Source organism: Colwellia demingiae, from assembly GCF_007954275.1.
Classification (GTDB): Bacteria; Pseudomonadota; Gammaproteobacteria; order Enterobacterales; family Alteromonadaceae; genus Colwellia; species Colwellia demingiae.
Map to the genome: position 1 here is coordinate 371,888 of NZ_VOLT01000003.1, position 26,631 is coordinate 398,518.

Sequence of the window (26,631 nt, forward strand, 5' to 3'; positions counted from 1 at the left end):
TAAAATTTGATAGAATCGCGTAAAATTTAATACATCAATATTTTAATCATTTAATAATCGATTAATAATCATTTTTTAAGGATGAACATGAAATCTAAAATAGCCATTGCTGCACTGCTTTTATTACCATTTTCAGGTCAATACGCCCTAGCAGAAGAAGCTGCAACTGAAGAAGCATCTGCTTTCACTATTTCTGCCGAATTAGGTATGTTATTTAAAACAGGTAATACCAAAAGTGGCGATATCAAAGCGGCTTTAAATATCAAACATGAAGAAGGCCAATGGTTGAATTTATTAGCTTTCAATGCCCTTGCTAAAAAACTTGAAACAGAAGACGAAGATACTGGCGAAAATGAATTTGAAAGCACAGATAATAAGTGGGACATCCTAGGGCAAACTAACTACTCTCTTGAGGAAGGTGGGAAAAACTACCTTTACGCGAGTGCTTATTATGAACAGGATAAGTTCAGTAGTTTTGACTACCAAACGTCAGCCTCTTTAGGTTGGGGTCGTCATTGGTGGGAAACTGAAACCAGTTCATTTTTTGCTGATATTGGCCCTGGTGTAAAATACGACGTTCTTCGCGCTATACCTGCAATGGGTGCTGATCCTGCGATCATGGAAAGCACTGAAACTGCAGCCATAGTACAAGCACAAGCTTTATACACTAAACAAATTAATGACTTTGTAGAATTTAAGCAATACTTTGTTGCTAAGCAAGCATTTGAATCTGATAAAAACAGTGTTTACAAATCAGAAACGTCATTAACAACTAAGCTAATTGAATCATTACAGTTCAAATTCGCTTTTCGTGTTGATTACGATACAGAAGTAGAAGAAGGTTTTGAGAATACTAATACTGAAACGTCAGTAACCTTAGTTTATAGCTTCTAAGCTACTCTTATAAAGTAATTAAGACCTTTAATGGTTGTTACTTGATTAATATGAAAAAGGCTGTCATTTCACTTTAGAAAGCAGCCTTTTTTTGTGCCTTAATTATTTATTCATCAACTAAAACATACTTCTCATTCTGCTAAAAACAAAAAACCAGCCAATGAGGCTGGTTTTTATTAGTCAATTAGGAAAACCTAATTGGAACTAGTTACTATTAAAACTGGTTAGACGTATTGTTAGCGCCGCCTGCTTTAAGTGCGTTCTCACCAGCAAAGTATTCTTTGTGATCATCACCCATGTCAGAGCCTGACATGTTTTGATGTTTAACACAGGCGATACCTTGACGAATTTCTTTACGTTGTACACCTTCAACATAACCAAGCATACCCGCATCACCGAAGTACTCTTTAGCCAAGTTATCAACAGACAATGCCGTTGTGTGATAAGTAGGAAGCGTGATTAGGTGATGGAAAATACCGGCTTCACGTGACGTATCAGCTTGGAAAGTACGGATTTTGTCATCAGCTTTAGCAGCTAATCCACTTGAATCGTAATCTTCATTCATTAAGTCAGCACGAACATAGCTAGATACATCTTCGCCAGCTTCAACCATTGCGTCGAATGCTTGTTGACGGAAGTTTAACGTCCAGTTAAATGATGGGCTGTTGTTGTAAACAAGCTTAGCATTTGGAATCACTTTACGTACTTCATTCATCATACCCGCGATATCTTTCACGCTCGGTGTTGCAGTTTCAATCCAAAGAAGGTCAGCGCCGGCTTTAATTGCTTCGATGCTATCAAATACACAACGCTCTTCACCAGTACCTTGACGGAATTGGTATAAACCAGAAGGTAAACGCTTAGGACGTACTAATTTACCGTCACGATTGAAACATACATCGCCTTCAGCCATATCAGCTACGTCAATTTCTTCAACGTCTAGGAAAGAGTTATATATATCGCCTTGATCGCCGGGTTCTTTAACAACAGCGATTTCTTTAGTAAGACCAGCACCTTCAGAATCAGTACGTGAAACGATAATACCGTTGTCGATACCTAGTTCTAGGAAAGCATGACGTAATGCACGAATCTTAGAATGGAAATCAGCGTGAGGAACCGTTACTTTACCGTCTTGATGTCCACATTGCTTTTCATCAGCAACTTGGTTTTCAATTTGAAGAGCACAAGCACCCGCTTCAATCATTTGCTTAGCCATTAAGTAAGTCGCTTCAGCATTACCAAAACCAGCATCAATATCAGCAATAATTGGTACAACATGAGTAACATGGTTATCAATTTGATCTTGGATAGCAGCTTTATCGCCAGCATTTGCTGCGTCTAGTTCACGGAAAAGACCACCTAGTTCACGTGCATCAGCTTGACGTAGGAAGGTATAAAGTTCTTCAACCAAAGAAGCTACAGAAGTTTTCTCATGCATAGATTGATCAGGAAGAGGACCAAATTCGCTACGTAGTGCTGCAACCATCCAACCAGAAAGGTATAAATAACGACGGTCTGTTTTGCCATCAAAATGCTTCTTGATAGAAATCATTTTCTGTTGGCCAACAAAACCATGCCAGCAACCTAGAGATTGAGTGTATTTAGAGCTATCAGCATCATAAGCTTCCATGTCAGCACGCATAATGTCTGCAGTATACTGAGCAATCTCTAAACCAGTTTTGAATTTGTTCTGTGCACGCATTCGAGCTACAGATTCTGGGTTTATAGCATCCCAAGAGCTACCTGCATTTGCTTTAATCGCTTGAACCGCTTCTATTGCACTTTGATAGTTAGACATAACATTCTCCAAAAGTCTTGTTGTAGATAAAATAATATTTATTAGTAAAGGCTGATTAACGTTCTACTTAGAGTAACTAAGCCAGAGGTATAAACCTCCGAATGAATCTCAAAAAAGAAGCTTTCACACCGGACTACAAAAATAATACCCATGTTCTCAGTATTTTTGAAATATATAACCTACATTGCCGTCATTCACGACATGAATACACATCGTCATTTATCGATCTAATTAGGTACTTCTTATTACTATAATGATAAAATTTCATTGAATTAGCCCCGCATTTAGCTTATATCTACCTGACTTATATTTATTAAGAGAGCCATTAATCACATGAATATTTCTAAAATTGATTTAAATTTGCTTATTTATTTAGACGTATTGCTACGAGAGAAGAATGTTACCCGGGCAGCCAGCCAACTTAACATCACACAACCGGCAATGAGTAACGGCTTAAAACGACTAAGGACTTTATTTAACGATCCTATTTTAGTACGAACTTCTGACGGTATGGTTCCAACAGAGCGGGCTCGAGCGTTAGCACCTAGTATTCGTAAAATATTGCTTGAATTAGAAGAAGCATTGCAAGGTGAAGAGGAATTTAACGAATTAAAGAGCCAACGTGTATTTAGAATAATGGCCAGTGATTATGCAGCATCAACCTTAATTCCCACTCTATTAAGATCTTTAAATAAAGTTGCTCCCAACATTACTCTTGATATCATGACTCCAAGTGATGTGACCTTTCATGATGTTGAGGCAGGTAAAATTGATATGGCGATTAATCGCTTTGATGAATTACCGCAATCCTTTCACCAAAAAGCCATTTGGCGTGACTCTTTCTCTTGTTTATTAAGTGCTGATAGCCCATTGGTGAGTAAATTCAACTTAAATGCTTATCTAGGTGCAAAACATGTCTGGGTTTCAAAGACAGGCTTTGGTGTTGGCGTGGGGATGGATCCTAAAGATGTTCAGAAACTCGGTTGGGTTGATGAAGCACTTGCCCGTTTAGGTAAAAAACGTGACATAAAGGTTTTTACTCGTAATTATCATGTTGCTATGCAGTTGGCTTATGAAGATAACTTAATTGCAACGTTGCCGACCAAAGCTGCGCAGTTACACAAGAATGACAGCAACTATACTATTATAAAACCGCCTTTTGAAATCCCTGAAATAGAATTAAAAATGATCTGGAGCCCTTTGCTTCATCACGACGCCAGCCATATTTGGTTTAGACAATTAGTGATTGCCGCGGCCCTAAAATGCCAGGAGAATATGTAACTCACCATGAAGAATGTGCTCTATACCATTTTCGCTATCAGTATATGTTTGATGCTAGGAAAGCTTGCTAATTATCTATTAGCAGCTTTACCGGCTAGTTTATATGGCATGATTATTTACGCGCTATTTTTACAACTCAATTGGTTTAGTCCCGATAAGATAACCAAAACTAATCAGTGGTTTATTAAGCATATGGGGGTCTGTCTGGTACCTGCAGGCATGGGGATAATCAACCATTTCCAACTCATTCAACAACATGGTATTGCTTTAGTGGTTATTATTTTTAGCTCAACGTTTATCTTACTTACCGTTATTGGCTACTTGAGCGAGCGTTATTTAATAACGCCGGATAATATCAAAAGCAAAACACCGACAGGCTCAAGATAATGCTGACTACTTTCATTGTTAACAGCCCTATATTGGCAAGCATAGTTTTTACCTTAATCACTATAGCAACTTATCAGTTTGCCTCCGCTTGCCAACAAAAATGGCAATACATTTGGTTAAACCCTATGCTGTTTACTATTAGCATATTGGTTCCTTTCTTACTGTTAATTGATATTAATTACCAAGAATATAGTCAGACAACAGAGATACTTAACCTTTTACTAGAGCCAGCTATTGTTGCCCTCGGTTTACCTCTTTATCAGCAATTTAAGCAGATACGCTTCTATTGGCGAGAAATGACCGCTATTTTAGTCTTAGGTATTACAGTCGTTATTACCGTAAGCTTTTTACTTGCTATGTGGTTAATAAAAGCACCTGAGATTGCCATCGCTTTGTCATTAAAATCTGTCACAACCCCCATAGGCATTACTTTAACAGAACAGTTGTTTGGTGATAGCTCTATCACGGCTTTTGCTATCTTGATTGCTGGTTTATTTGGTGCATTACTGGGACCTCAATGGCTGAGTTTTATTGGCATAAACTCAGCTAAAGCACAGGGGTTAGCCATTGGTAGCGCCAGTCATGTTATTGGCACTGCAGTACTCGTTCGCAAGAGCGCAGAACATGGCGCATACAGCTCTGTTGCACTGATTTTATCCGCTATACTCACCGCACTGATTAGTCCTTGGTTAATACCTTTATTACAGCAATTATTTAACTAAGCCATTAAAGTGAACACCAACACCAGTTATCACCAAGCACCATTCACAATATGAATGGTGCTTATCATAAAGTACAATAATATGTATTAATGTACTAATACTTCAATATAAATGTAAAAATAACCAACTTTAACAAACACTTAGCTTAAACATTGTTTTAAGTAACGTTAATCAAGTCTCTTAGATACTCTAAAGCACTATTGCCAGCAGTGATAATAAACCATAGGATTATCACTAATATGTATTTCTAGCGCTACTTTGGCCTAATAGTTGTTAAAGTAGCGATTAAATAGAAGTGTTTACACAAACATTCTTGACGCTTTAACATAAAGTTTTGAAAATAAGGTGAAGTAATAATGGTAGCGACAGTAACGATAGAGAACTTAACAGTAAGCCAATGTCTTTTTGATTTTATTGAAAATGAAGCACTACCTGACACTTCCATTAGTTCAAGTCATTTTTGGCAACAGTTTTCCAGTATAATTCATGATCTGAGCCCTGAAAATAAGCAGCTTTTATTAAAACGTGATGCCTTACAAGCAAGTATTGATAATTACCATCAAGACAATAAGCCACTTGAGTTTTCTCATTATAAAAAATTCTTAGCAGATATTAACTACCTTGTTCCTCAAGTAGATGATTTTAGTATCAACACCAGCAATGTCGATAACGAATTAGCGTTAATGGCAGGACCACAACTTGTTGTGCCAATAATGAATGCTCGTTTTGCGCTAAATGCCGTAAATGCTCGCTGGGGAAGTTTATATGACGCGCTCTATGGCACTGATGTAATCAGCCATGAAAATGGTGCACAACCAGGTAAAACATATAATCCGATACGTGGAAAAAAGGTTATAGCGTTTGCCAAAGATTATTTAGATCAAGCTATTCCGCTGCTTAACGGTAACCACAGCCAAGCTATTAGCTATCACTTAACCGAACAACAATTAATGGTAAGTTTGGATAACGGTCAGCAAAGTCCTCTGAAAGACCCCTCTGCATTTATCGGCTTTAGTGGCAGCATAAATAAACCAGATTCGATGATGTTTACTCATAACGGTTTACATCTAAATTTACTGTTTAGCGACGAGAGTGCGATAGGAAAAGAAGATGCTGCAGGATTAAGCGATGTAGTACTTGAATCAGCGTTAACGACCATTATGGATTGTGAAGATTCTGTTGCGGCTGTTGATGGCGAAGATAAAGTAGTAGCTTATCGAAATTGGTTAGGGCTAATGACGGGCAAGTTAACCGCCGAACTGAATAAAAATGGTAAAAAAATAACCCGCACCATGAACAATGACTTGAGTGTTCAAACACTAACTGGCGACACAGTTACTCTCAAAGGTCGTAGCTTAATGTTCGTACGTAATGTTGGCCATTTGATGACAAACAATGCCATTGTCGATAATCAAGGTAACGAAGTACCTGAAGGCATACTCGATGCTATGATCACTTCGTTGATTGCCTTGCATGATTTAAAAGGTAATAGCGCATTTAGCAATAGTAGTGAAGGTTCTATTTACATTGTTAAACCCAAAATGCACGGCCCTGAGGAAGTTGCTTTTGCAAATACATTATTCTCACGTGTAGAGACGGCATTATCATTACCTCAAAACACCGTTAAAATGGGCATAATGGATGAAGAGAGACGTACTAGTGTTAATTTGAAAAACTGTATTTTCGCAGCTAAAGATCGTGTGGTATTTATCAACACTGGCTTTTTAGATAGAACAGGTGATGAGATTCATACCTCAATGATGGCCGGTCCTATGGCCAGAAAAGCAGATATAAAACTAACACCTTGGATTGGCGCTTATGAAGATAACAATGTAGATGTTGGCCTAGCTTGTGGCTTCAGTCAAAAAGCACAGATAGGTAAAGGTATGTGGCCTATTCCAGATCAAATGGCTAATATGATCGCAACGAAAATTAATCATGTAGAAGCTGGAGCAAATACTGCTTGGGTTCCTTCACCAACCGCTGCAACATTGCATGCACTGCACTACCATAGAGTGAATGTATTTGAGTTACAAAAGCAACTTGCTAAGCGTAAACCGGCTAATATAGACGATATTTTAACCATCCCTCTAGCTGAACATACTAATTGGACTGAACAGGAAATTAGTGATGAGTTAGACAATAACTGTCAAGGTATTTTAGGCTATGTAGTTCGCTGGATAGATGATGGCGTAGGCTGCTCGAAAGTTCCGGATATAAATAATGTCGGTTTGATGGAAGATAGAGCCACTTTACGTATTTCTAGCCAGCACATTGCTAACTGGCTTACTCATAATATTTGTACTATTGCGCAAGTTCAGGCCAGTTTAGAAAAAATGGCAGCTATAGTTGATAAACAAAACGCTAGTGATAGCAGTTACCAAGCAATGAGTAATGACTTTAGCAATAGCATTGCTTTTAAAGCAGCTGCAGCGTTAATCTTTTCAGGCGTAGAGCAGCCTAATGGTTATACCGAACCTTTATTGCATCAATACCGTCTGGAAAAGAAGCGCCAACTTAGCTAACCTCTAGTTGTATTAAAGCTCAGTAGTTCAAATTGAGTCATGAAAATAATCAACACTGCCGCTATATTGAGATCAACAATAGCGCCAGTGTTGATTTTCTGTTTTAGGCCTCTTGTTAGGCATCGTTGTTGCTGTTGTTAATTGTACTGGTATAAGTCAGGCATGGAGGTTCATAAAAATAGCCAACTAAAATTTGTTGTTACTAATTTATATGATTTGAAATATTTAATTGCTCTAACAGTTCTAATAGTAAGAATTGTTCTGTTTAATGACTGACGGTTTTTCTTTAAAATACTCCTTTAAAAGGCTTATGCCATCTACCGTATGAAAGAAGCGACTTGTCTCATATTGCTAGCATAATAATTAAATAGCCCTTAAAGTAATAATTGTAACAATTTAGTAAAAATAAATAGCACGATACTTAAACATATACAGGCATAGCTAAAAGGATATAAGCAATGAATTCAATTAAATTACTATTCGTTAGTTTTACCATCACATTCATAGCCTTGATGACTATTTCTCCTGCCAATGCCAAACACGCAATTAGCGTGCAACATTTAAATATTGATAATACGCTGACGACCAAATTTAATAACGACGATATGATTAACATTGCTGCTAATTATCGTAGTAGCTTTTCAACAGGATTAATTTTATCTGCTCCCGTAATAATCAGTGATAGAAGTTCACAACTGACAATGGATGTTGTTAATAAGTCTAATGATTTTTTTACTAGCGCAATGATTTTTAATGATAAATTACATCAACTTATTTCATACTTCACAACCCCTAATAGTAAAAAGTTTACTGAGCCGACTATTTCAACTCCTGAAAGTGAAGTAATATAGGAAAAATGTGAGAGCACTTTTAGTTTTAGCTAAGAGTCCATCGTTCTTCTCAAAAAACAGGTCGATTAGTCCCAGTACTAAATTTGAGTAAGTCATATTCATCATTACCTCTGTATTTGGCTACTTCGACAATCCTTAATACTAGGATACTAGATACTTTTCCCACACGATTACCCCGCTATTCCTATTAAAGCTATTTTTTGATAAAAATGTTAACTAAAAATATTCTCCAAGAGCATTTTACGTTACTCTGCTTTATTCTTCTTTGATAGCTTGTTTACCTATGAAAAAATTGAAAAAAGTGCTCACTGGCTCTCTACTCATCAGTCTATTGGTTATAGCAACAGCATCAACTTGGCTTTACAGCAAAATTGATGGTGCTTTACCGGTACTCGATGGGGAGAAAACAGTCTTTGGTTTAAAGAAATCAGCCATCATTGAGCGTGATAAACAAGGCATTGTCACGATTAAAGCTAACAATAGAAGTGACATTGCAGTAGCGCTTGGGTTTGTTCATGCGCAAGAACGGTTCTTTCAAATGGACTTACTAAGACGAAACTCTGCCGGTGAATTAGCTAGCTTATTTGGTGTTCGGGCACTTGATTATGACAAATCAATTCGCAAACATCGCTTTCGAGAAAGAGCAAGAGCCATCGTTGCTCAATTACCTCACAAACAACTTGAATTAATTAAGGCGTACACTCGAGGGGTAAACCAAGGCTTGAAATATTTAAACTCATCTCCATTTGAGTACCTCCTATTGCAACAAGATCCCGTTCAATGGAGTGAAGAAGACACAGTTTTGACAGTTTTTAGTATGTACATAGACCTTCAATATCATGATGGAAGACGCGAACGTACACTTGGTTTAATGAAAGCAGTTTTATCTGGAGACGTTTACGCGTTTTTAGACCCTAAAGGCAGTATATGGGATGCCACTATTGATGGTAGTCAATTCACTCAAGCTCCGATGCCCACAGACGCTTGGCCTTCAGCTTCGAGCTTCAATATTAACAACAAAAACCTAAATAACAGTAAATTAGCTAGCCACAATAAAGATAAGTATCAAGGCGATCATTTACCGGGCTCAAATAGTTGGGCTATTTCAGGAGCTTTAAGTACTACCGGAAGTGCGGTCATTGCAAATGACATGCACCTTGGTCTACGTATACCTAATACTTGGTTCCGTGCTTCTTTTGAATATCCAGATATCACGATTGATAGTTCAACCACAACTACAGAGCTGATTAAAGTTACTGGTGCCACTTTGCCGGGCACCCCTAATATGGTTATAGGTAGTAATGGTAATATAGCTTGGGGGTTTACCAACAGTTATGGGGATTATAGTGATGTTATTCTCCTAACGACTAATGCAGATAGTAGTCAATATTTAACACCCTCAGGCTACCAAAATTTTATTACCCACAAACAAGTAATTGCGGTTAAAGGTCAAAAAGCACAAGAAATAACCGTAACAGAAACTATTTGGGGCCCTGTTATTGGGAAAAATCATCAAGGAAAATTACTAGCATACCGTTGGGTTGCACATGATAAAGAAGCAATCAATTTAGTAGCAACTGAATTAGAACAAGCACAGAATGTCTCAGAGGCTTTTAATATAGCTGCCCGTTCAGGTATACCTTCTCAAAATATGCTGATTGCCGATAAACACGGTGATATTGGCTGGACAATTATAGGTCCTATCCCCAACAAAAATGGCATGATTGGCGAAACACCTAAATCATGGGCTTCGGGGGAGAACAGCTGGCAGGGTTATTTATCATCAGCACAGTACCCAAAGATTATTAACCCAGAAAACCATAGACTCTGGACAGCAAACTCCCGTGTCGTTGGTGGCGATATGTATAAAAAGCTTGGTAATGGTGGTTACGCACTCGGCGCTCGCTCAAAACAAGTTAGAAATAACTTATTCGCTCTAAAAGAATTTGATGAACAGTCCCTGCTTAACATTGGTTTAGATGATGAGGCCATTTTTTTACAACGCTGGCAACAGTTCCTTCTTGAGGACGTACTGACGAAGGATGTTGTTGAAGAAAATAAAAAATTTCAATTAATAAGGGATTTATTAGCCAACGACACAGCATTAAAAGCAAGTGTAGACTCTGTTAGTTATCGCTTAGTGCGAAATTTTAGAATAAACATCAGGGATAGCGTTTTTCTCGAATTAAATACTAGTTTGAATAACATTGATCAAGCTTACAATTTCAAAAGCATTCGCCATCAAATAGAAGTACCTTTATGGCAACTAATTAATGAACAACCAGAAAACTTTATGATGCTCGGTGAAAGTAGTTGGCAAGATGTATTTATTAAGGCACTAGAAGTAACAATTACGGACATGACGATCAACCAAGCTTTAGATACAGCAACTTGGGGTCAACAAAATAGTTCAGTAATAAAGCACCCACTCAGCAGTGCAGTACCTTTTCTGAGCCATTGGTTGGATATGCCTAGTAAAGCATTAGCGGGTGACAGTTACATGCCAAGAGTACAGGGTAAATCTTTTGGCGCATCAGAACGAATGGTTGTATCTCCTGGTCATGAAAAAAATGGCATCTTTCATATGCCAACCAGCCAATCAAGCCATCCGTGGAGTCCATATTATGGCATGGGCCATAGTGACTGGGAAGATGGTATAGCTTCACCATTTTTACCTAGTAAAACGCTCTATAAGCTAACTTTACTTAGTTATTAAATTATAACTTCTATAACTTAATAAACTACATAAAATAAATAACGAGAGAACAATGACTACTTTAATAATTTGTTTATTTTTAGCGCTGCTTTTACCTCTACTTGCAAAAGCACCTGTAGCTTATGCGATGGCTAAATTCGGAGGATATAATAACAATCACCCTAGGGAGCAACAAAGCAAGTTAACCGGGTTTGGTGCACGTGCCCTAGCAGCACATCAAAATGCTTTTGAATCGGTTATTCTTTTTGCTCCTGCAATTGTTTTAGCGCTGGCAACAGGTAATACTCACCAAGCTGTAATCGTATTAGCTATAGTTCATATCATCTCGAGAGTGCTATATAATATTTTCTATTTATTAAATATTGGCCTATTTAGATCAATCGTATGGGGAGTTGCTACCTTGTGCAGCTTTGCCATAGTCTATCAATGCATTCCTTAACTAGTACTGATGAACAAAAAACGTCTAAAGAAACAGTTGACACTATTTAGCTAAGCTAGCTAGAGTAACTACTCAAAGTAGATAATTCACCATAAAAAGGTAAGCAAGTGAGCGAAAAGTTAGATTTAAATGAAATACGCCAAGAAATAACGCTTTTAGATCAAGACTTATTAGCCTTGTTTGCTAAACGTCGTGCGTTAACACTCAATGTGGCAAAAAGTAAAGTACAGCAAATTCGTCCTATTCGTGACCAGCAACGCGAACAAGAGCTTTTAATACGCCTAATTAAACATGGTAAAACCTTAGGTTTAGATGCTCACTATGTTACCAGTGTATTTCAAACAATTATTGAAGATTCGGTATTAAACCAACAAGCTTTTTTACAGAGTTTAGCTAATCCAGATATTCAAGTACCAACGGTTAGCGTTGCATTCTTAGGTGATAAAGGATCATATAGCTTTCTTGCTAGCCACCGATACTTTTCACGTCGTGCAGAGAAAATTATCGAATCAGGTTGTCAAAGCTTTTACGATATATTGCAGCAAGTTGAGTCTGGCCAAGTTGATTACGGTATGCTCCCTATAGAGAATACTAGCTCAGGTAGTATCAACGAAGTTTACGACTTACTACAACACACTAATCTTTCTATCGTCGGTGAAATTACCCAACCAATCGAGCATTGCTTGTTAACATCTGTAAACACTAGCTTAGATAAAATCAAAACCATTTATGCTCATGGACAACCCTTTGCACAATGCAGTAATTTCCTAGATAAGCAAAGCGGTATACGAATTGAATATTGTGATAGCACAGCGGATGCTATGGCAAAGGTGGCTGAGCTGCAAGATGATACTATAGCTGTAATTGGTAGCGAAGAAGGTGGTCAGCTTTATCAGTTACATGCCTTAGAGCAATCTATTGCCAATCAAACTGAGAACCATTCGCGCTTTATATTGGTTGCTCGCAGAGCCGTTGACGTAGCAGAACAAATTCCAGCCAAAACAGCGATCATTTTATCTACCGGTCAAAAAGCAGGTGCCTTAGTTGAGTGTTTGTTAGTACTTAAAGAGAAAGGTATTAACATGTGTAAGCTTGAGTCACGTCCTATTCAGGGACGTCCTTGGGAAGAAATGTTCTATATTGATGTAGAAGCCAACTTAAAGAGTTTTGCTTTACAAGAAGCAATTAACGACATTACTCCTCACACTAATTTCATCAAAGTACTAGGTTGTTATCCTATCGAGCATATTAGCCCAACGAGTGTCCCTAGCGGTGAAATTTAAGTAAAATAACATATAGTGCTATATTGTCGTTCATCGTAACGATATATAGCACTAGCGAGTTTCAGAGGAAAGTGTTATAAATATTAGATAAATTGTATTAATTGGTCAGATGTTATGCAGCCCTCTCTATTAAACATTAACAACTCTAACAGTACTGGCTTATCCAGACCAAAAATTCGAAAGCCTCCCCAAACAACTACAATTATTACTGCCCCTAAAAAAGAACTTGGGTTTACTTTGATTGAGTTAATGATAACTATCGCCGTAGCAGCTATTATCATGGCAGTAGCCGTGCCTAGTTTAAGCAGTTTTACAGCAAAGATACGTGTCGACAATGAGATTTCAGAACTTCAGCGCTTATTACTGACAACACGCAATGCTGCAATCAATTCAGGACAGAATGCAACGCTATGCCCCCTACAAGCTGATGATACTTGTCAAAACACTATTAATTGGACAGGAAGAATTGGTATAGTTTCAATTGATGGATTAATAAAAGAACGAGAGGCAATTCAAGGGGGGGATAAACTTGATTTTATCTTTAACAGTGTTATTTATAATCCTAGCGGCCAGTTAAGCAATAACAATATTGGTACATTTAGCTATTGCCCTAAAGGTTTTAGTGATTTTTCACGTGGTATCGACTTATCCCTAGCAGGCCGAGCATATTTAAGCTCAGATATGAATGGTGATGGAAAGGATCAAGATAGAAACAATAACAATATTGTATGTATCTAATCAGTATTTTAAGATTTGCTTAACTACTTCCTATTCCAAAAAGTTAAAAAGCGATATCACATAGTTTATATCACTTTTTATATAAGGTAGTATTTTCTAACGCTCCGTTTTTTTATCTAACGACTGAGAGTTCGTGCTAGTAAAGTTATCCTCATCTAATACACATTCATTAGTTCGGTATATTTTTATTTTTTCAATCGATTTTTGAGTTAATACTCTTTTCCCTACTATTTTATTGGCCAAGTTGGGAAATTTTTCAGATTGAATACGATAAAAGATAATAGCTTCGCTACCATCTATTAGAGATACGTGGCATTTAGCATTTACTTTTTTATTTTTTTGAATAGTTTTCTTTTCGCTCCCCTCATTAGGTATTGCCGCTTGAACGGAAAAAATAGAGAACAAAAATGTACAATATATTGATATAATAAAATTTTTCATATTATCCTTCCCAACAGCTAATCGGCGTCTTTTTACCTGTATCAGTTATTTCAATTTTAATGCAATCTGCATCATTTATTTTCTGTGCACCTTGAGCATCGGCAGTTAATGTAAAAGTATTATCAACTACTGTTGATGAAATTTTATAATTTTTACTTAGCGTTTCGTATATAGCAGTTGTACCTTCACCTAGATCACTTATATCTGCTGTATAAGCTCGACTATCAACAAATAGCTGCTCTTGTAAGTTAGCCAAACGAACTAGCTCTCTAGGAGCTTCCGATCTATTAGACCGTACAACAAAATCATTATAAGAAGGATAAACTACTGCTGCTAATATACCAACTATAGCAACAGTAATCATTAACTCAATTAGAGTAAAACCCATCGGTTTTTTCCGTTTATTTCCACCTATATTTTCACTGTTTTTTAACATAAATCTAATCCTCCGTAACATATAGGTAGGTTCTCAAGGTTTGCAATTTAAATCCTACAGGGATTATTTCCCGCCCTACGATAATGTTTCCCTCTGACTCTAGGGTGTTAGTATCTGGGTTCAGCGTTTTGGTTACAATAAGCGTTGGAGCACCTAAAAATTGATCACTAATCAAAGTTTTTCTGTCATCACTATTTTCAGATTCATCAGCCCAGTCGTACTTATTAACTCCTAGCGCTAAATCTACCGCATATAACCAACCGCTACCAGTAGCTATGTCACAAGTATTTGAACTTCCGGCTGAAGAAGAAGGTGCAGGTGTATATGTTGTAAAGTAAACCACATTATTAATAACTAAGGCGGTAGAAGTACTCTTTTCGCCAAGACCATGTCCTCCCAACTCAATAAACCAACCAGATTTTAAACTCACCGCAAGCGATAAAATCTCTTTTTCTTGGGATGTGAGTTCTACACCAAAGGGATTAAGAGTAAAATCAGCTAGGTCCCCTATTTTTATAGGGCTTGTTGGCACCGCAGGAACACTAGCGGAGGTGAATTGCTGCGTTTTTATATTAATATCTTTAATCATAAAAAAGACATCACCAGTATCTGTTCCTATCGGGTTAGATCTATCTCCACTACCGAGCAACACGGCATCATAAGGAACATCTTGTTGAACTACTATGGCCTTACCCTCAGAATCTTTTTTACCTGAATCAATGGTTTCAGTTATATAAGCTCTAACTATAGAAGGCTCATTAAAAAAGCGTCTATCAACAGTATTTGTAGCATCACCACCTAATTCAGCTAACTTAAATACGGAAAATTTAGTTTTATCACTGCCCGGCATATCAATACGCCAGATATTACCGCCGGTATCACCCGCATATAGTCGATCAGTTAAGCCATCACCATCACTATCAAGAGTAGCAATACTTGATGGAATACTATCTGAACCGCTAAAAACAGTATCACCATCAGACGCTAAATTCCAAAGAAGTGTACCTTCTTCGGCATCAACCATATATATTGCTTTACCCTTGCTATCAGCATCACCGGTACCACCAATCGAATGAGAGTCTTTAGAAGGGATATAGCCGCCACCAAATAACAATACAGGTTTCGCCGCATTTCCTGAAATATTTAATTTTGAATAGGTGACTTTAGGCTGTGACCAGGTTTGTCCTAATTCAGAAAAACCAAGTGTTCCATCAGCACCACCAATAATAGTCCACATAACAAAAGGGTTAGCTGGGTCAGTAACATCCATAGCATAATAAGAACCCCCTCCACGACGGTAGCCAAAGAAAAGCCATACTTTATCATCACCATCAACAATGCCATTTCCATTGCCGTCAATTATATGCGAAGTAATAACCCCATCAATACCATAGACTTTATCTGAGGTAACTAAATTGTCTCGCAAAATTGGAATATTTGAAAGAAATTCACTTGGCATGAATGCCCAGTTCTCTATGATAGTATTAGTGGCATCATTATCTTCAAACATGTGCAAGACACCATGGTTAGTACCTACGGCAATGCGAATAACATCATTACCATAGTTGATAACTACGGGTTTAGAATGTAGTGGGTCTCCAAAAACATCTTGTCGATTTTCTGTTATGTCTTCATCTTCATCTTCATCATCAACATCTCTACCATTTATCCAATCGAGGCTCGCTTGGATACTAGCTTCATTATTCGTAACACCTAAAATCGTAGCTAACTTAGCTGGTGTGGAATATTTACTGCTATTTGCAGTTTTAGTTGCAGCAGCATAAGTTAACGCAACTAAGCCATTATTCACCGCTAAATCACTATAAATGACTCTAGCAGTACTATTAGTTAGCATTTCAGCAACTCCACCTTTAGCCACTGTGTCCCCATCAACACTACTTGACCAATAACTCTGTACATTATCCGCAAAGTGTCCAGTTGATGGAAGCACAGCAGTGATGCCGTTAGACCCTTTTTGAATACCATTGGTGACTTTATATTTTTTGAGATTACCTTGCCAACGAGGGCGTCTAGTCGGTTCAAACATTGCGTAATAAACAGAGTCTAGAGTTTCTGTTCTGTCAAAGTTGTTTGAAGCAACTGAAGCAGAAGTTAACGTATTATTAGTTGGGTTTATATTAGCGAGAACATTGGTTAATGCTGCGGTTAACGAGGCACTATCGGTAGCGGGAAAGTATTGCCCTCCTCCTCGCGTTGCTGTTTCAGCAAGAACAGGAGCTGCAGCTTGTATATTTGCACCAAAACCTATGGTATAAACCTCAGCATTTTGGATACCTGCAGCACTTGTCGGATGTATATCATTACGATGCATCCAACCAGCAAGAGCGGGTAAATAACTGTAATGTGTTGAAGAATTCACTGTCCAAGAAAAACTATCTGCCGAAGTAATTGTTTCTTGTCCTGTTGCTGGTATATTGCTCATATATCCATCTGCTTGATGATCACTCGTTGGCTCGCCATCAGAAATCATCACCACATAAATTGTTTCATCACATGCATCGAAAGGCTGTTCATAGTTGCTGCCACTTTCAATGGCTTCATCCCTATCCGGATTAGCATCTAAGCCATCATTTATATAGTCATCTCCATACCAAACTGGTTTACCACTAAGGTATTGATAAGTTTCGAATAATGATTCTGTTAATGGTGTACTACCTTTGGCATGCAAACCCTTCACTATATTTAGCAATTCTGTTTTTGTACCTTCAGTAGTTTCCTCGATACCTCCAGTTGTTTCTTGAGTATCTTCAGTAGTCTCTTGAATACCATGTACAATACGCCCGCCATTGCCATTACGATTAAAGATTTGTAAACCAAAATCAACACCTGGGGCTGAATTAATTAAATTACTAACACTTTCTTTTGCGACTTCCATTCTTGATCTTGCTGCAGGCACTCTATGATAGTGATGCCAGCGAAGATAATTAGCACTATATAAAGTAACTAACTTTCCCCAACTACCACTATCAGCATCAGTCGCTGAAGCGGTATAATACACTGGTAAACCATTGGAGCTTTGAAAGTTAACAGGGTAACCATCAGGCAGCACTGTGCCATCTTTGTGCTCTCCATTATTAACGTTAAGCTCTGTAACATCTTCATGACAGTCAAGGACTTTTATAGCAGAGCCATTATCCGTAGGAAGATTTTTCCATTTTAGATCACCGTTGTGATAGCGTCTTACTTTCCCCGAATAGACACCAAGTGTACTAAGTATGCCACGAGCAGTTTGACAACCATTTATTGAATCAGCGAACCGCCTATTTTCACTTTCTCTATCTGGAATAGGTAACTCTGAGTTAGCACCAGGATCCTTAATATAGTAAATATAATTTTCAGAAGTTACTGTAGATCCTGGTCCTGGAGTGTATTGCCTCGTGTTATCATAAGGCTGTACAAAAGACGCATCTTGTCTAGTCATGCTGCCAGAGGTATCAAATATTATAAGGATTTTAGGCCGACTTGCCGCCTGTTCGATTGATTCACTAACATATAGTTCGGTATCGTCACTAAAACTAGTACTAGAAGCCAGTAATAGAAAAGTAGAAAAAAAACCAGCAAAGATATTCAAGCACGCTTTAAACTGCCTATTTACTTTTTTTGACAAATTCATTTTAATCCTCCGAAACCAATATGTACCACGATGTTCATTGTTATATTAAAAAAACAATCCAATAAGATTGCTCCTTTACTTTAATAGTTGCTGTGCTATGCCTGAGTCTGCTGAAATATTACTTTGTCCTGTACGGCCATAATTTCTGTTAGTCTTTACTCTTAATATATTACAGCTAAAGACTTCTGTAGATGATGCTACCTTTAGGGTCGGACAAGTGATGTCTAGGTTAAATTGATTATTTGCTACATCGACTCTTGCACTCGACTTTGTTGCAGTATTAGGTAATAAAAGTGCTTGGTTAATGATAGGGAAGTTTACACCTCCAGACGCAGGTCGAGAGAATCTATTGACTTGCCCAGCAGATACTTGATTAAAAATAACTTCATCAACAGCGCTAATAACCTCTTCTAGCGCGACAGATTTTTCCTCACTTGCACCCGACATTTTCATATCTGTTGTACTATTTTGCATTAACGCTGCGGCAACAGCAGTTAAAGCAACCAAAAACACAAGAGAAACGACTAGAACAACGCCTCTTTCATTCCTTATCTTAGGTGCTTTTCTCATTCTAGCCTCACTTTTTATTTTGCTTGTTTTGTTCATTACCACGCTTCCACACTAGTATTATACAAGGTGACTGTGGAGCTAAAGAGTAAACGACGGTAATTATCATTAGGAATAAACGGTAAGTCATCCCCTAGTTGATAGGTGTTGGTATTAGTATACTTACTATCGGCTCTAATTCCTCTAGCTAAAACAAACACTTTGACGGCTAATATTCTAGTCCCCCCAGCATTATTCCATAAATCTTGCGTCATATTAGTAGCTGAAACAAAAGCATTAACGATACCATATCCAGGTTGACTTGGATTTGTCTCAGTATCTATACCATACATAAAACGGATCCGTTCAATACCGTCAATTATAGGTGCGAAGTTCATACTAAAATTAGCCAACCGGCCCTGCATTAATACTGGCACAGAGTTATTTCCAACTAACTCTTGTCTAACGTAGTAAACATGATGCTGATACTCCCACATTCTAGGGTTAACTATCACTGGAACACCCGCTCCAACAGCGATACCAACAGCAGCATTAGCAGCAACAACAGCATTATTAGCCGCAGTTTCTGCCGCTGCTGCAGCCGCTGCTGCAGCAACGGCATCTACATCACCCGGAGCAGCTGCCACAGCCGCATCTGCAGCATCTGAAGTATCAGTAGCTTTAGCTGCATTAGCAGCAGCATCAGCAGAAGCGCCATACACATAAGCATCATCAGCTGCATTACCCGTAAAAACACCACCTGTGGATAAATTGGCTACTAAGTAATAATTCCCTACACTTGCCGAACTTACAGGGGTAGAAATAACCCTTTTAAATTGAATAACATCAGAGCCCACCATCATTTGAGTATTAGTTGGCATAGTGAAACAACTTAGCGGGTTAAGTGAACCTGCAGCGATCGTCTGTCCCCATAACGTTCTAAAAGGACCTACTGCTTGCGGGAATGTTGCATTATTCACCCCTTCACCTACACAATCATTTCCAGGGGCCGCAGGGGCAACAGGGTTGCCACTTAAGCTATTAGCACTAAAAGTCTCCGACAAGTCTCCCCAGAAGTTTTGTCTAAGTAAATCATCAGTCAAAACACTAACGGCAAATCGGCCATTTTCTTGCAACTCACCAAAACTAGATGTTTCTGAGGTCGTGGTACGCATCCCAACAAAAACACTCATAACACCAGCAAAAAGTACTAAACCAATAGATAACGAAATCATTAGTTCAACTAGGGTAAATCCTTTTACTGTATGACGTGTACGCCCTACTATTAGATTATTCATATTTAGCCTACTACCATAAGTTTCATATAATAAATGCTTGAACAACGACTTGACGTCTTTTCTTACTTCCAGTACCACAACCGTCACTTTTCTTACTATCTTTTATTTTCGTCCTTCCTTGCCAACTAACCACAACAGTTAATGCATTTCCATTTTGAAAAATACAACCTTGCCCACCAATTAGACCACCTCTATTCTTCCCTCCAGCAGTTACATCACCACCAACTAAGGCAAGCTCCCATTCGTAGATATCATTAGCAATCATTTGAGCAGGTGTGCATGGGGCATCAGCTTGTGCGCATCTTAATGCTATAGGCGTTGGCTCATCATTTAAAGTTACACCGTAATCATCTGCGACATACGCAACTAAATTGGCTGGGTCGTTAGCCCTCACTCTTGCGATAATATCTTGTGCTAAACTTGAAGCTAAAGAGCGTTGCATTGCATCAAAACTACCTTGTTTAGCGGTAACTTGCATAGCAACAGCACCTAAAATACCCGTTACCATAATCACCAAAGCTATAAGTACTTCAAGGAAAGTCATGCCCTTTTGAGTATTTTTATAACTAGATAGTGTTGAAAATTTATTCATATTTACTCCATAAGGGGTATAAATTAATGTTATAGATAAATAAAGAAGAGAATATTTTATTAATAGAAAAGTGGTGAGAAAAACTCAATGAGGGAAAATAACAAAAAGAGAATAGAAGTCGATAAAAGTTTTTTGTGAGAAAACTAAAGAGGATTTGATTTACTGTAAAATTTACCCGCATAACACTACTACCCTACCACTTTAGTGGTTATATCATAGTTATGCTGAATACAAAAATCAGCACAACCCATTAAGAGTAGTATCCTAACAATTCATCATTGTTTTTAATGTTTACAGCGACTACTCACGATTCAAGTCTAAAAGCCAATTACAACAAAAGCTTTTAATTAACAGTAAAATAACGACTAAAAAGACAAAAACCGACATCTGTACATTAACACCATATTCAATAACTTTACTGTACAGTGTTAACATTGTAAAAAGTTAACATAACAAGTTATATTAACTTTACTGTACAATTGAATTAAGACTAGCGTAATTCAGCTGGGACTGCAAATACTATACTTTCTTCTTTGCCAGGGTGCTCAATAACTTGATGACCGCCATAGCTTTTTAGGGCTTCAACCACTTGCTTTATAAGCACTGCAGGTGCTGAAGCTCCTGCGGTTACCCCGACTTTATTGACGCCTTTTAACCAATCAGTCTCAATATTTTCTGCCGTATCAATTAAATAAGAGGTAACACCAATTTTACTTGCTAGTTCTTTAAGGCGATTAGAATTAGAACTGTTTTTGGCACCTACAACCAACATAAGATCAACTTTATCAGCTATTTCACGTACCGCATCTTGACGATTTTGAGTGGCATAGCAAATATCATCTTTGCGTGGGCCTTCAATCAAAGGAAATTTAGCTTGAAGAGCAGAGATAACATCCATAGTATCATCTACAGATAGGGTAGTTTGGCTACAAAAATACAATTTCGCTGGATTTTTAACGACCAAACTTGCGACATCTTCAGGTGATTCAACTAAATAAATCCCTGCAGAGTCACTGCTATACTGTCCCATAGTGCCTTCAACTTCAGGATGACCTGCATGACCTATAAGTATACACTCGATATCTTTACGGCTAACACGGGAAACTTCCATATGAACTTTTGTTACCAATGGGCAGGTAGCATCAAATACTTTTAATGCTCTAGTTTTAGCTTCTTGTCTTACTGCCTTAGAAACACCATGGGCACTAAAGATAACGGTATTATCATCAGGTACTTCATCAAGTTCATCAACAAAGATAGCACCACGGTCTTTTAGACCATCGACTACAAACTTATTATGAACAACCTCATGACGAACATAAATAGGGGCACCAAATAAGTCTAAAGCGCGCTCGACAATACTAATGGCTCTATCAACACCCGCACAAAACCCACGAGGGTTAGCTAAAATAATTTCCATACTTTTCCTTCAAAATAAGCGACAACAATTGCTGTCATACATTATATCAATGAAACTAGTTAATTATATATATATTAACGGATGTTATTTAGCAGGCACAACTGAATATAAATTAAAGTGGTAAGAAGAACAGAAGGGATAACGCAGCAAGGTGAAATGAATAGGACTAGCTTGCGCTAAAGCTTGCCCTATTAAAGCTATTAATCGTTGTAAAAATTATAGACCTAACTTTTTATATTCTTTAGCAACAACTTTACTTGGTAAAGGTATATAACCATCTTTTTCAACAATTGCTTGACCAGTTTTAGACAGTATCATTTTTAAAAACTCAGCTTCCATGGGTGGAAGCGCTTTATTCGGGTGCTTGTTAACATAAACATATAAATAGCGTGATAACGGGTATTTACCTGAAATTGCATTTTCCATATTAGCTTCAATAAAGACTTGGCCCTTTTTAGCTAACGGTAAAGCTCGCACTCCAGAAGTACGGTAACCTATACCTGAATACCCGATTCCGTTAAGTGAAGCTGATACTGACTGCACAACTGAAGCTGATCCAGGCTGCTCATTCACACTGTTTTTAAAGTCACCTTTACATAACGCTTTCTTTTTAAAGTAACCGTAGGTGCCAGAAACAGAGTTTCTTCCATATAATTGCACATCTTTACCTGTCCATGCGCCCGTTAAACCAAGATCACCCCAACGGTCAACATCTTTATCAGCACCACATTTACGGTTATTAGAGAAAACAGCATCAACTTGCGCAATCGTTAACCCTTCTAATGGATTATCTTTATGAACAAAAACAGCCAGAGCATCTATAGCAACACGAACTCGAGTAGGTTTATAACCATAACGTTTTTGAAAAGCTTCTATCTCACGCATTTTCATTTTACGACTCATCGGCCCAAGGTTTGATGTAGACTCAGTTAAAGCTGGTGGCGCTGTTGACGAACCAGCAGCCTGAATTTGTACATTTACATTTGGGTAAGTACGCTTAAAATCTTCGGCCCAAAAAGTCATCATATTCGCTAAGGTATCAGAGCCAACTGAAGATACGTTGCCAGAAATGCCACTAACTTTTTTATATTCTGGTAGTTTTTCATCAAGGGCAAAAGCAGATAAACTAACAAGACTTGATAAACTAATAATACTTATAACTTTTTTTAAACTCATGGTCTCTCCAATAAGAGCTTGAACTGTTTGATTGGTCACACTATACGAAGTGAACATGACAATTATATGTCCATTTTATGACAGAATTATGACGAGATAAGTGAAAATTAAATTTCTACAAGTTCTTATCTTTACTAGTTATTAATTAATGCGGAGGGCTAGATAAGGTACTTTGATCAAAATATATTGAGAATTCACTACCTTGCCCCCAATGGCTATTAATAATTAATTCAGCTTGATGGTGATGCAAAACATGCTTAACTATTGCTAATCCTAAACCAGAGCCACCTGTATCTCTAGATCGAGATCTATCTATACGATAAAAGCGCTCAGTTAAACGATTAACATGTTCAGGTTTAATACCATCACCATTGTCTTTGACTGAAAAAATAGCTTTATTACCCATTAAACGCCAACTGACTTCAATACAGCCTTCAGGCGGAGTGTAAGCTATGGCATTAGATAAGAGATTGGCACAGGCACTTTTTAATTCAGTTTCAAAACCTAAAATAAATACATCAGTGGAAATATCTAGAGTGATTTTGTGCTGTTTTTCCTGATTAAGCCAAGTAACTTCATCAACTAATGTGTGAATTAACTGTGCCATATTGACACTCTGCTTTTCATCATCACTATTATTTTCTACTTTAGCTAAATTAAGTAATTGCTCAACTAAACGATCCATCCGAGAAACTTGACCTTCAATCGTTTGAAATGCTTTTTGCCAATGAGGATCAAATGTTTCTTGTGAGGCTTGAATCATTTCAACATATCCGCGAACAACGGTTAATGGTGTTTTTAATTCATGTGAGACATTCGCAACAAAATCACGGCGCATGTCCTCTAAACGTTGGAGATTAGATATATCTCTTGCCAAGAGTAATACATTTTCGCTTCCATACGCCATCAGACGTATTTCAAGTTGTACGTCTGAGTGAATGGGTGAGGCTAATAAACAAGGATATTCAAAATTCTCATGAGCTAAATAATCTGAGAATTCGGGTGCTCTAAGTAAGTTATCTATGCGCTGACCAAAATCTTCTGGCCAACGAACTCCCAAAAGGCGTTGTGCTTTTTTATTTCCCCACTCAATGGTGAGCTCTTCTGATAACATTAATGCCGCATCAGGAAGCGCTTCAGCACCATCGCGAAAACGTCGAATTTTTTCATTTAATTGTTTTTGCTTATTGCGCTGCTGCTTAACTTGACGATATAAGCCATCATATAAATATCCCCATACCCCTTTTGCTTGTGGAGGAGATAAAGCTTTCGATTGCCAGAGCCAATTAATCAGTTTAAATAAATGGTGGTAATGCCAAACCAATAAAAATATGCTGGTAGCGAGCATTACTAACAAAACATAATCGAATAACCAGCCTACAAAAGCACTTGCCAGCAATATGCCTAGTAAACGATAAATAATACTTATAAAAGATAAACGAAAATGCATACTTGCCTAATTACTTTTCAACAGAGAAGCCGTTACAGTTAACTGACTTTTTTTAGTTTGCTTGAAAAACGATAACCAGCGCCACGGACAGTCTGCACAAAGTCTTCATGTCCTTCACCAGAGATGGCTTTGCGTAAGCGTCTGATGTGAACATCAACAGTGCGGTCTTCAACATAAATATTTGTGCCCCAAACATTATCAAGTAATTGTTCGCGTGAATATACTCTTTCTGTATGGGTCATAAAAAAGTGCAATAAGCGAAACTCCGTAGGGCCCAAATCTAAGCTATTGCCGTTAATAGCGACACGATGAGCAACAGGGTCAAGTTTAAGACCATGAAAATCAACCTCTTCTTCAAGAGATGTAGGAGACACACGACGGATTACTGCCTTAATACGGGCAATTAGTTCTTTTGGCGAAAAGGGTTTAGTTACAAAGTCATCAACTCCAGCCTCAAAACCTTTTACTTTATCATCTTCATCACTTCTAGCTGTCAACATAATGATTGGAATATTGCGTGTGTACTCATTTTGCTTTAGCTTTTTTGCTAAAGAAACTCCAGTGCCACCAGGTAACATCCAGTCGAGTAGTATTAAATCTGGGTAAGGTTCGTTAATTTTAGCTAGTGCTTGCTCTATATCACAAGCTTCAATCGCATTAAAACCATTTTGATCCAATACAAAGCTAATCATCTCCCTGATAGGAGTTTCATCCTCAACGACTAAAATTTTTCTACTCATGATAAACATCCTAATAATATAACTAACTGATGCAATCTACTGCTAATAAACAAACATTAACAAAAATTCACACTTGATAAGTTATTGTGCAGAAGTTAAGTGACAGTTTTATGACAAAAACAAAATTATCAAACAAGCTTAACGCTTTAGCAAGCATTCACAGACAAAAAAGCCGTTAATCCACAAGGAATTAACGGCTTTGTTTGAATTAAATATTGAATTTAGAGATAACCCTTAGAATTTTTGTTCCATACCAAGGGCAAAGTACTGCCCTTTTGTGGCAAGAATGTATTCAATGCCATCATCATTGGATGTAACTTCATTGCCTTCTCTATCTGTAAACCAAGCATATACTTTAGTATTTTTACCTAATTTATAATCTGCGCCAACACTTATCGAATCAGAGCCTGAAAATTCTTGATATTGAACCTTGGCTATTACCTTACCTAATTTATAAGAAACATTGGCTGCATAACCTGTTTCAGACTTACCTGTATTAACGACTTCTGTATCTACAAACATTGCCCCTAAACGTAAATCACCAAATTTATACATACCCGTCAAACGCGTATTGGCCAATGCTTCAGTTCTTGAACTCTCACCTGAATCCACTGGTTTAAATTTAACTGGCATATTTTCATCATGAGCAATGGATAAGAAAAAATCAGTTTTTTTCAAGTTCAAATCACCAAAAAATAGTCCAACAGAATATGGGTCATCGGCTTCGATATCATCAGAAATTATATAACTGGTCAATAGTTGAACATTGTTAAAAACAGGAGATTTATAAGTAATAGAATCTGATACACGATTTTCGCCGATGAACAGGTGTTTCAAATCAGCTTCATAATCATTGAATAAGTCAAACTTTCCTTGTGAAACTTTTAGTGTGGTATCTGAGCGACCTACAGTCAGTTCACCAAATCCACCTCTGACACCAACCCACTGATTACGCGCAGTTAGTGTATCTTTACTATCATCATTAACATTGACCTGCCATTCAAGTTTATAAATAGCCGTTAGGTCATGGTCTAATTCATATTTCCCCTTTACACCAACTCGAGAAGCATTACTTTTTAGTTCGTTAAAAGACTCCCCTTTTTCTTCACTTGCCTGTAATGAAATATTTAATTTACCATAAAAATTGATGACGTCTTTTTGTTCCTGTGTCTTCTCAGATGCTTTATCGGCCGCAAATGTTGGTGCTGATAATAAAGAACAAAGTGTCATTGCAATACAGCTTTTAACCAGTTTCATAAATATC

The 26,631-nt window shown here is 37.6% G+C and carries 22 protein-coding genes; 10 read left to right on the forward strand and 12 right to left on the reverse strand.

What is annotated here, in order from left to right; genetic code table 11:
- Positions 1-87 precede the first annotated feature (87 nt).
- A complete protein-coding gene (locus ESZ36_RS07290) occupies positions 88-894 on the forward strand; it encodes a DUF481 domain-containing protein (protein WP_146785659.1) in 807 nt (268 codons plus the stop codon).
- A 214-nt stretch (positions 895-1,108) separates the two neighbouring features.
- Here ESZ36_RS07290 and ESZ36_RS07295 read toward each other — a convergent pair whose 3' ends face one another.
- Entirely contained in the window at positions 1,109-2,692 is a 1,584-nt protein-coding gene (locus ESZ36_RS07295) for an isocitrate lyase (RefSeq protein WP_011042069.1), read from the reverse strand.
- A 333-nt stretch (positions 2,693-3,025) separates the two neighbouring features.
- Between ESZ36_RS07295 and ESZ36_RS07300 the strand changes: the two genes are divergently transcribed.
- The 9 genes from ESZ36_RS07300 (at position 3,026) to ESZ36_RS07340 (ending at position 13,634) form a co-directional block, all read left to right on the forward strand.
- The gene (locus ESZ36_RS07300; protein WP_011042068.1) at positions 3,026-3,973 is read left to right on the forward strand and encodes a LysR family transcriptional regulator; all 948 of its coding nucleotides are present in this window, start codon (positions 3,026-3,028) and stop codon (positions 3,971-3,973) included.
- 6 nt (positions 3,974-3,979) lie between these two features.
- On the forward strand, positions 3,980-4,360 hold the full coding sequence (locus tag ESZ36_RS07305) for a CidA/LrgA family protein (RefSeq protein ID WP_146785662.1): 381 nt from the start codon (positions 3,980-3,982) through the stop codon (positions 4,358-4,360).
- A complete protein-coding gene (locus ESZ36_RS07310) occupies positions 4,360-5,082 on the forward strand; it encodes an LrgB family protein (protein ID WP_146785665.1) in 723 nt (240 codons plus the stop codon). The genes ESZ36_RS07305 and ESZ36_RS07310 overlap by 1 nt, the downstream gene beginning before the upstream one ends.
- A gap of 356 nt (positions 5,083-5,438) precedes the next feature.
- Entirely contained in the window at positions 5,439-7,607 is a 2,169-nt protein-coding gene (locus tag ESZ36_RS07315; protein WP_146785668.1) for a malate synthase G, read from the forward strand.
- Positions 7,608-8,065: 458 nt separating this feature from the next.
- On the forward strand, positions 8,066-8,458 hold the full coding sequence (locus ESZ36_RS07320; protein ID WP_146785671.1) for a hypothetical protein: 393 nt from the start codon (positions 8,066-8,068) through the stop codon (positions 8,456-8,458).
- Between the two features lie 283 nt (positions 8,459-8,741).
- Entirely contained in the window at positions 8,742-11,174 is a 2,433-nt protein-coding gene (locus ESZ36_RS07325; protein WP_146785674.1) for a penicillin acylase family protein, read from the forward strand.
- Positions 11,175-11,226: 52 nt separating this feature from the next.
- On the forward strand, positions 11,227-11,613 hold the full coding sequence (locus ESZ36_RS07330) for an MAPEG family protein (RefSeq protein WP_146785677.1): 387 nt from the start codon (positions 11,227-11,229) through the stop codon (positions 11,611-11,613).
- A gap of 107 nt (positions 11,614-11,720) precedes the next feature.
- Positions 11,721-12,896, forward strand: coding sequence for a prephenate dehydratase (gene pheA / locus ESZ36_RS07335; protein WP_146785680.1), 1,176 nt, complete (start codon positions 11,721-11,723; stop codon positions 12,894-12,896).
- 114 nt (positions 12,897-13,010) lie between these two features.
- Entirely contained in the window at positions 13,011-13,634 is a 624-nt protein-coding gene (locus ESZ36_RS07340; protein ID WP_146785683.1) for a GspH/FimT family pseudopilin, read from the forward strand.
- Between the two features lie 96 nt (positions 13,635-13,730).
- On the opposite strand, the gene ESZ36_RS07345 is transcribed toward ESZ36_RS07340, so the two are convergent.
- The 11 genes from ESZ36_RS07345 to ESZ36_RS07400 form a co-directional block, all read right to left on the reverse strand.
- Entirely contained in the window at positions 13,731-14,075 is a 345-nt protein-coding gene (locus tag ESZ36_RS07345) for a TapY2 family type IVa secretion system protein (protein ID WP_146785684.1), read from the reverse strand.
- A gap of 1 nt (position 14,076) precedes the next feature.
- Complete coding sequence (locus tag ESZ36_RS23065) at positions 14,077-14,511, reverse strand: type IV pilin protein (RefSeq protein ID WP_146785687.1); 435 nt, start codon at positions 14,509-14,511, stop codon at positions 14,077-14,079.
- A 4-nt stretch (positions 14,512-14,515) separates the two neighbouring features.
- Entirely contained in the window at positions 14,516-18,145 is a 3,630-nt protein-coding gene (locus ESZ36_RS07355; protein ID WP_146785690.1) for a pilus assembly protein, read from the reverse strand.
- A gap of 75 nt (positions 18,146-18,220) precedes the next feature.
- Positions 18,221-18,751 carry a PilX N-terminal domain-containing pilus assembly protein gene (locus tag ESZ36_RS07360; protein WP_246129013.1) on the reverse strand — a complete coding sequence of 177 codons (531 nt, stop codon included), beginning with the start codon at positions 18,749-18,751 and terminating at the stop codon, positions 18,221-18,223.
- Positions 18,751-19,989 carry a PilW family protein gene (locus ESZ36_RS22855; RefSeq protein WP_246129014.1) on the reverse strand — a complete coding sequence of 413 codons (1,239 nt, stop codon included), beginning with the start codon at positions 19,987-19,989 and terminating at the stop codon, positions 18,751-18,753. The genes ESZ36_RS07360 and ESZ36_RS22855 overlap by 1 nt, the downstream gene beginning before the upstream one ends.
- A gap of 22 nt (positions 19,990-20,011) precedes the next feature.
- Positions 20,012-20,581 carry a type IV pilus modification protein PilV gene (gene pilV / locus ESZ36_RS07375; protein WP_146785693.1) on the reverse strand — a complete coding sequence of 190 codons (570 nt, stop codon included), beginning with the start codon at positions 20,579-20,581 and terminating at the stop codon, positions 20,012-20,014.
- A 490-nt stretch (positions 20,582-21,071) separates the two neighbouring features.
- Positions 21,072-22,001 (reverse strand): 4-hydroxy-3-methylbut-2-enyl diphosphate reductase, encoded by a 930-nt coding sequence (gene ispH, locus ESZ36_RS07380; protein WP_146785696.1) that lies wholly within the window; start codon positions 21,999-22,001, stop codon positions 21,072-21,074.
- A gap of 216 nt (positions 22,002-22,217) precedes the next feature.
- Positions 22,218-23,177: a PstS family phosphate ABC transporter substrate-binding protein gene (locus ESZ36_RS07385; RefSeq protein WP_146785699.1), complete on the reverse strand. Its 960-nt coding sequence runs from the start codon at positions 23,175-23,177 to the stop codon at positions 22,218-22,220.
- A gap of 145 nt (positions 23,178-23,322) precedes the next feature.
- A complete protein-coding gene (phoR, locus tag ESZ36_RS07390; RefSeq protein WP_146785702.1) occupies positions 23,323-24,627 on the reverse strand; it encodes a phosphate regulon sensor histidine kinase PhoR in 1,305 nt (434 codons plus the stop codon).
- A 38-nt stretch (positions 24,628-24,665) separates the two neighbouring features.
- The gene (phoB, locus tag ESZ36_RS07395) at positions 24,666-25,367 is read right to left on the reverse strand and encodes a phosphate regulon transcriptional regulator PhoB (RefSeq protein ID WP_146785705.1); all 702 of its coding nucleotides are present in this window, start codon (positions 25,365-25,367) and stop codon (positions 24,666-24,668) included.
- A gap of 234 nt (positions 25,368-25,601) precedes the next feature.
- The gene (locus ESZ36_RS07400; protein ID WP_146785707.1) at positions 25,602-26,624 is read right to left on the reverse strand and encodes a porin; all 1,023 of its coding nucleotides are present in this window, start codon (positions 26,622-26,624) and stop codon (positions 25,602-25,604) included.
- Positions 26,625-26,631 lie beyond the last annotated feature (7 nt).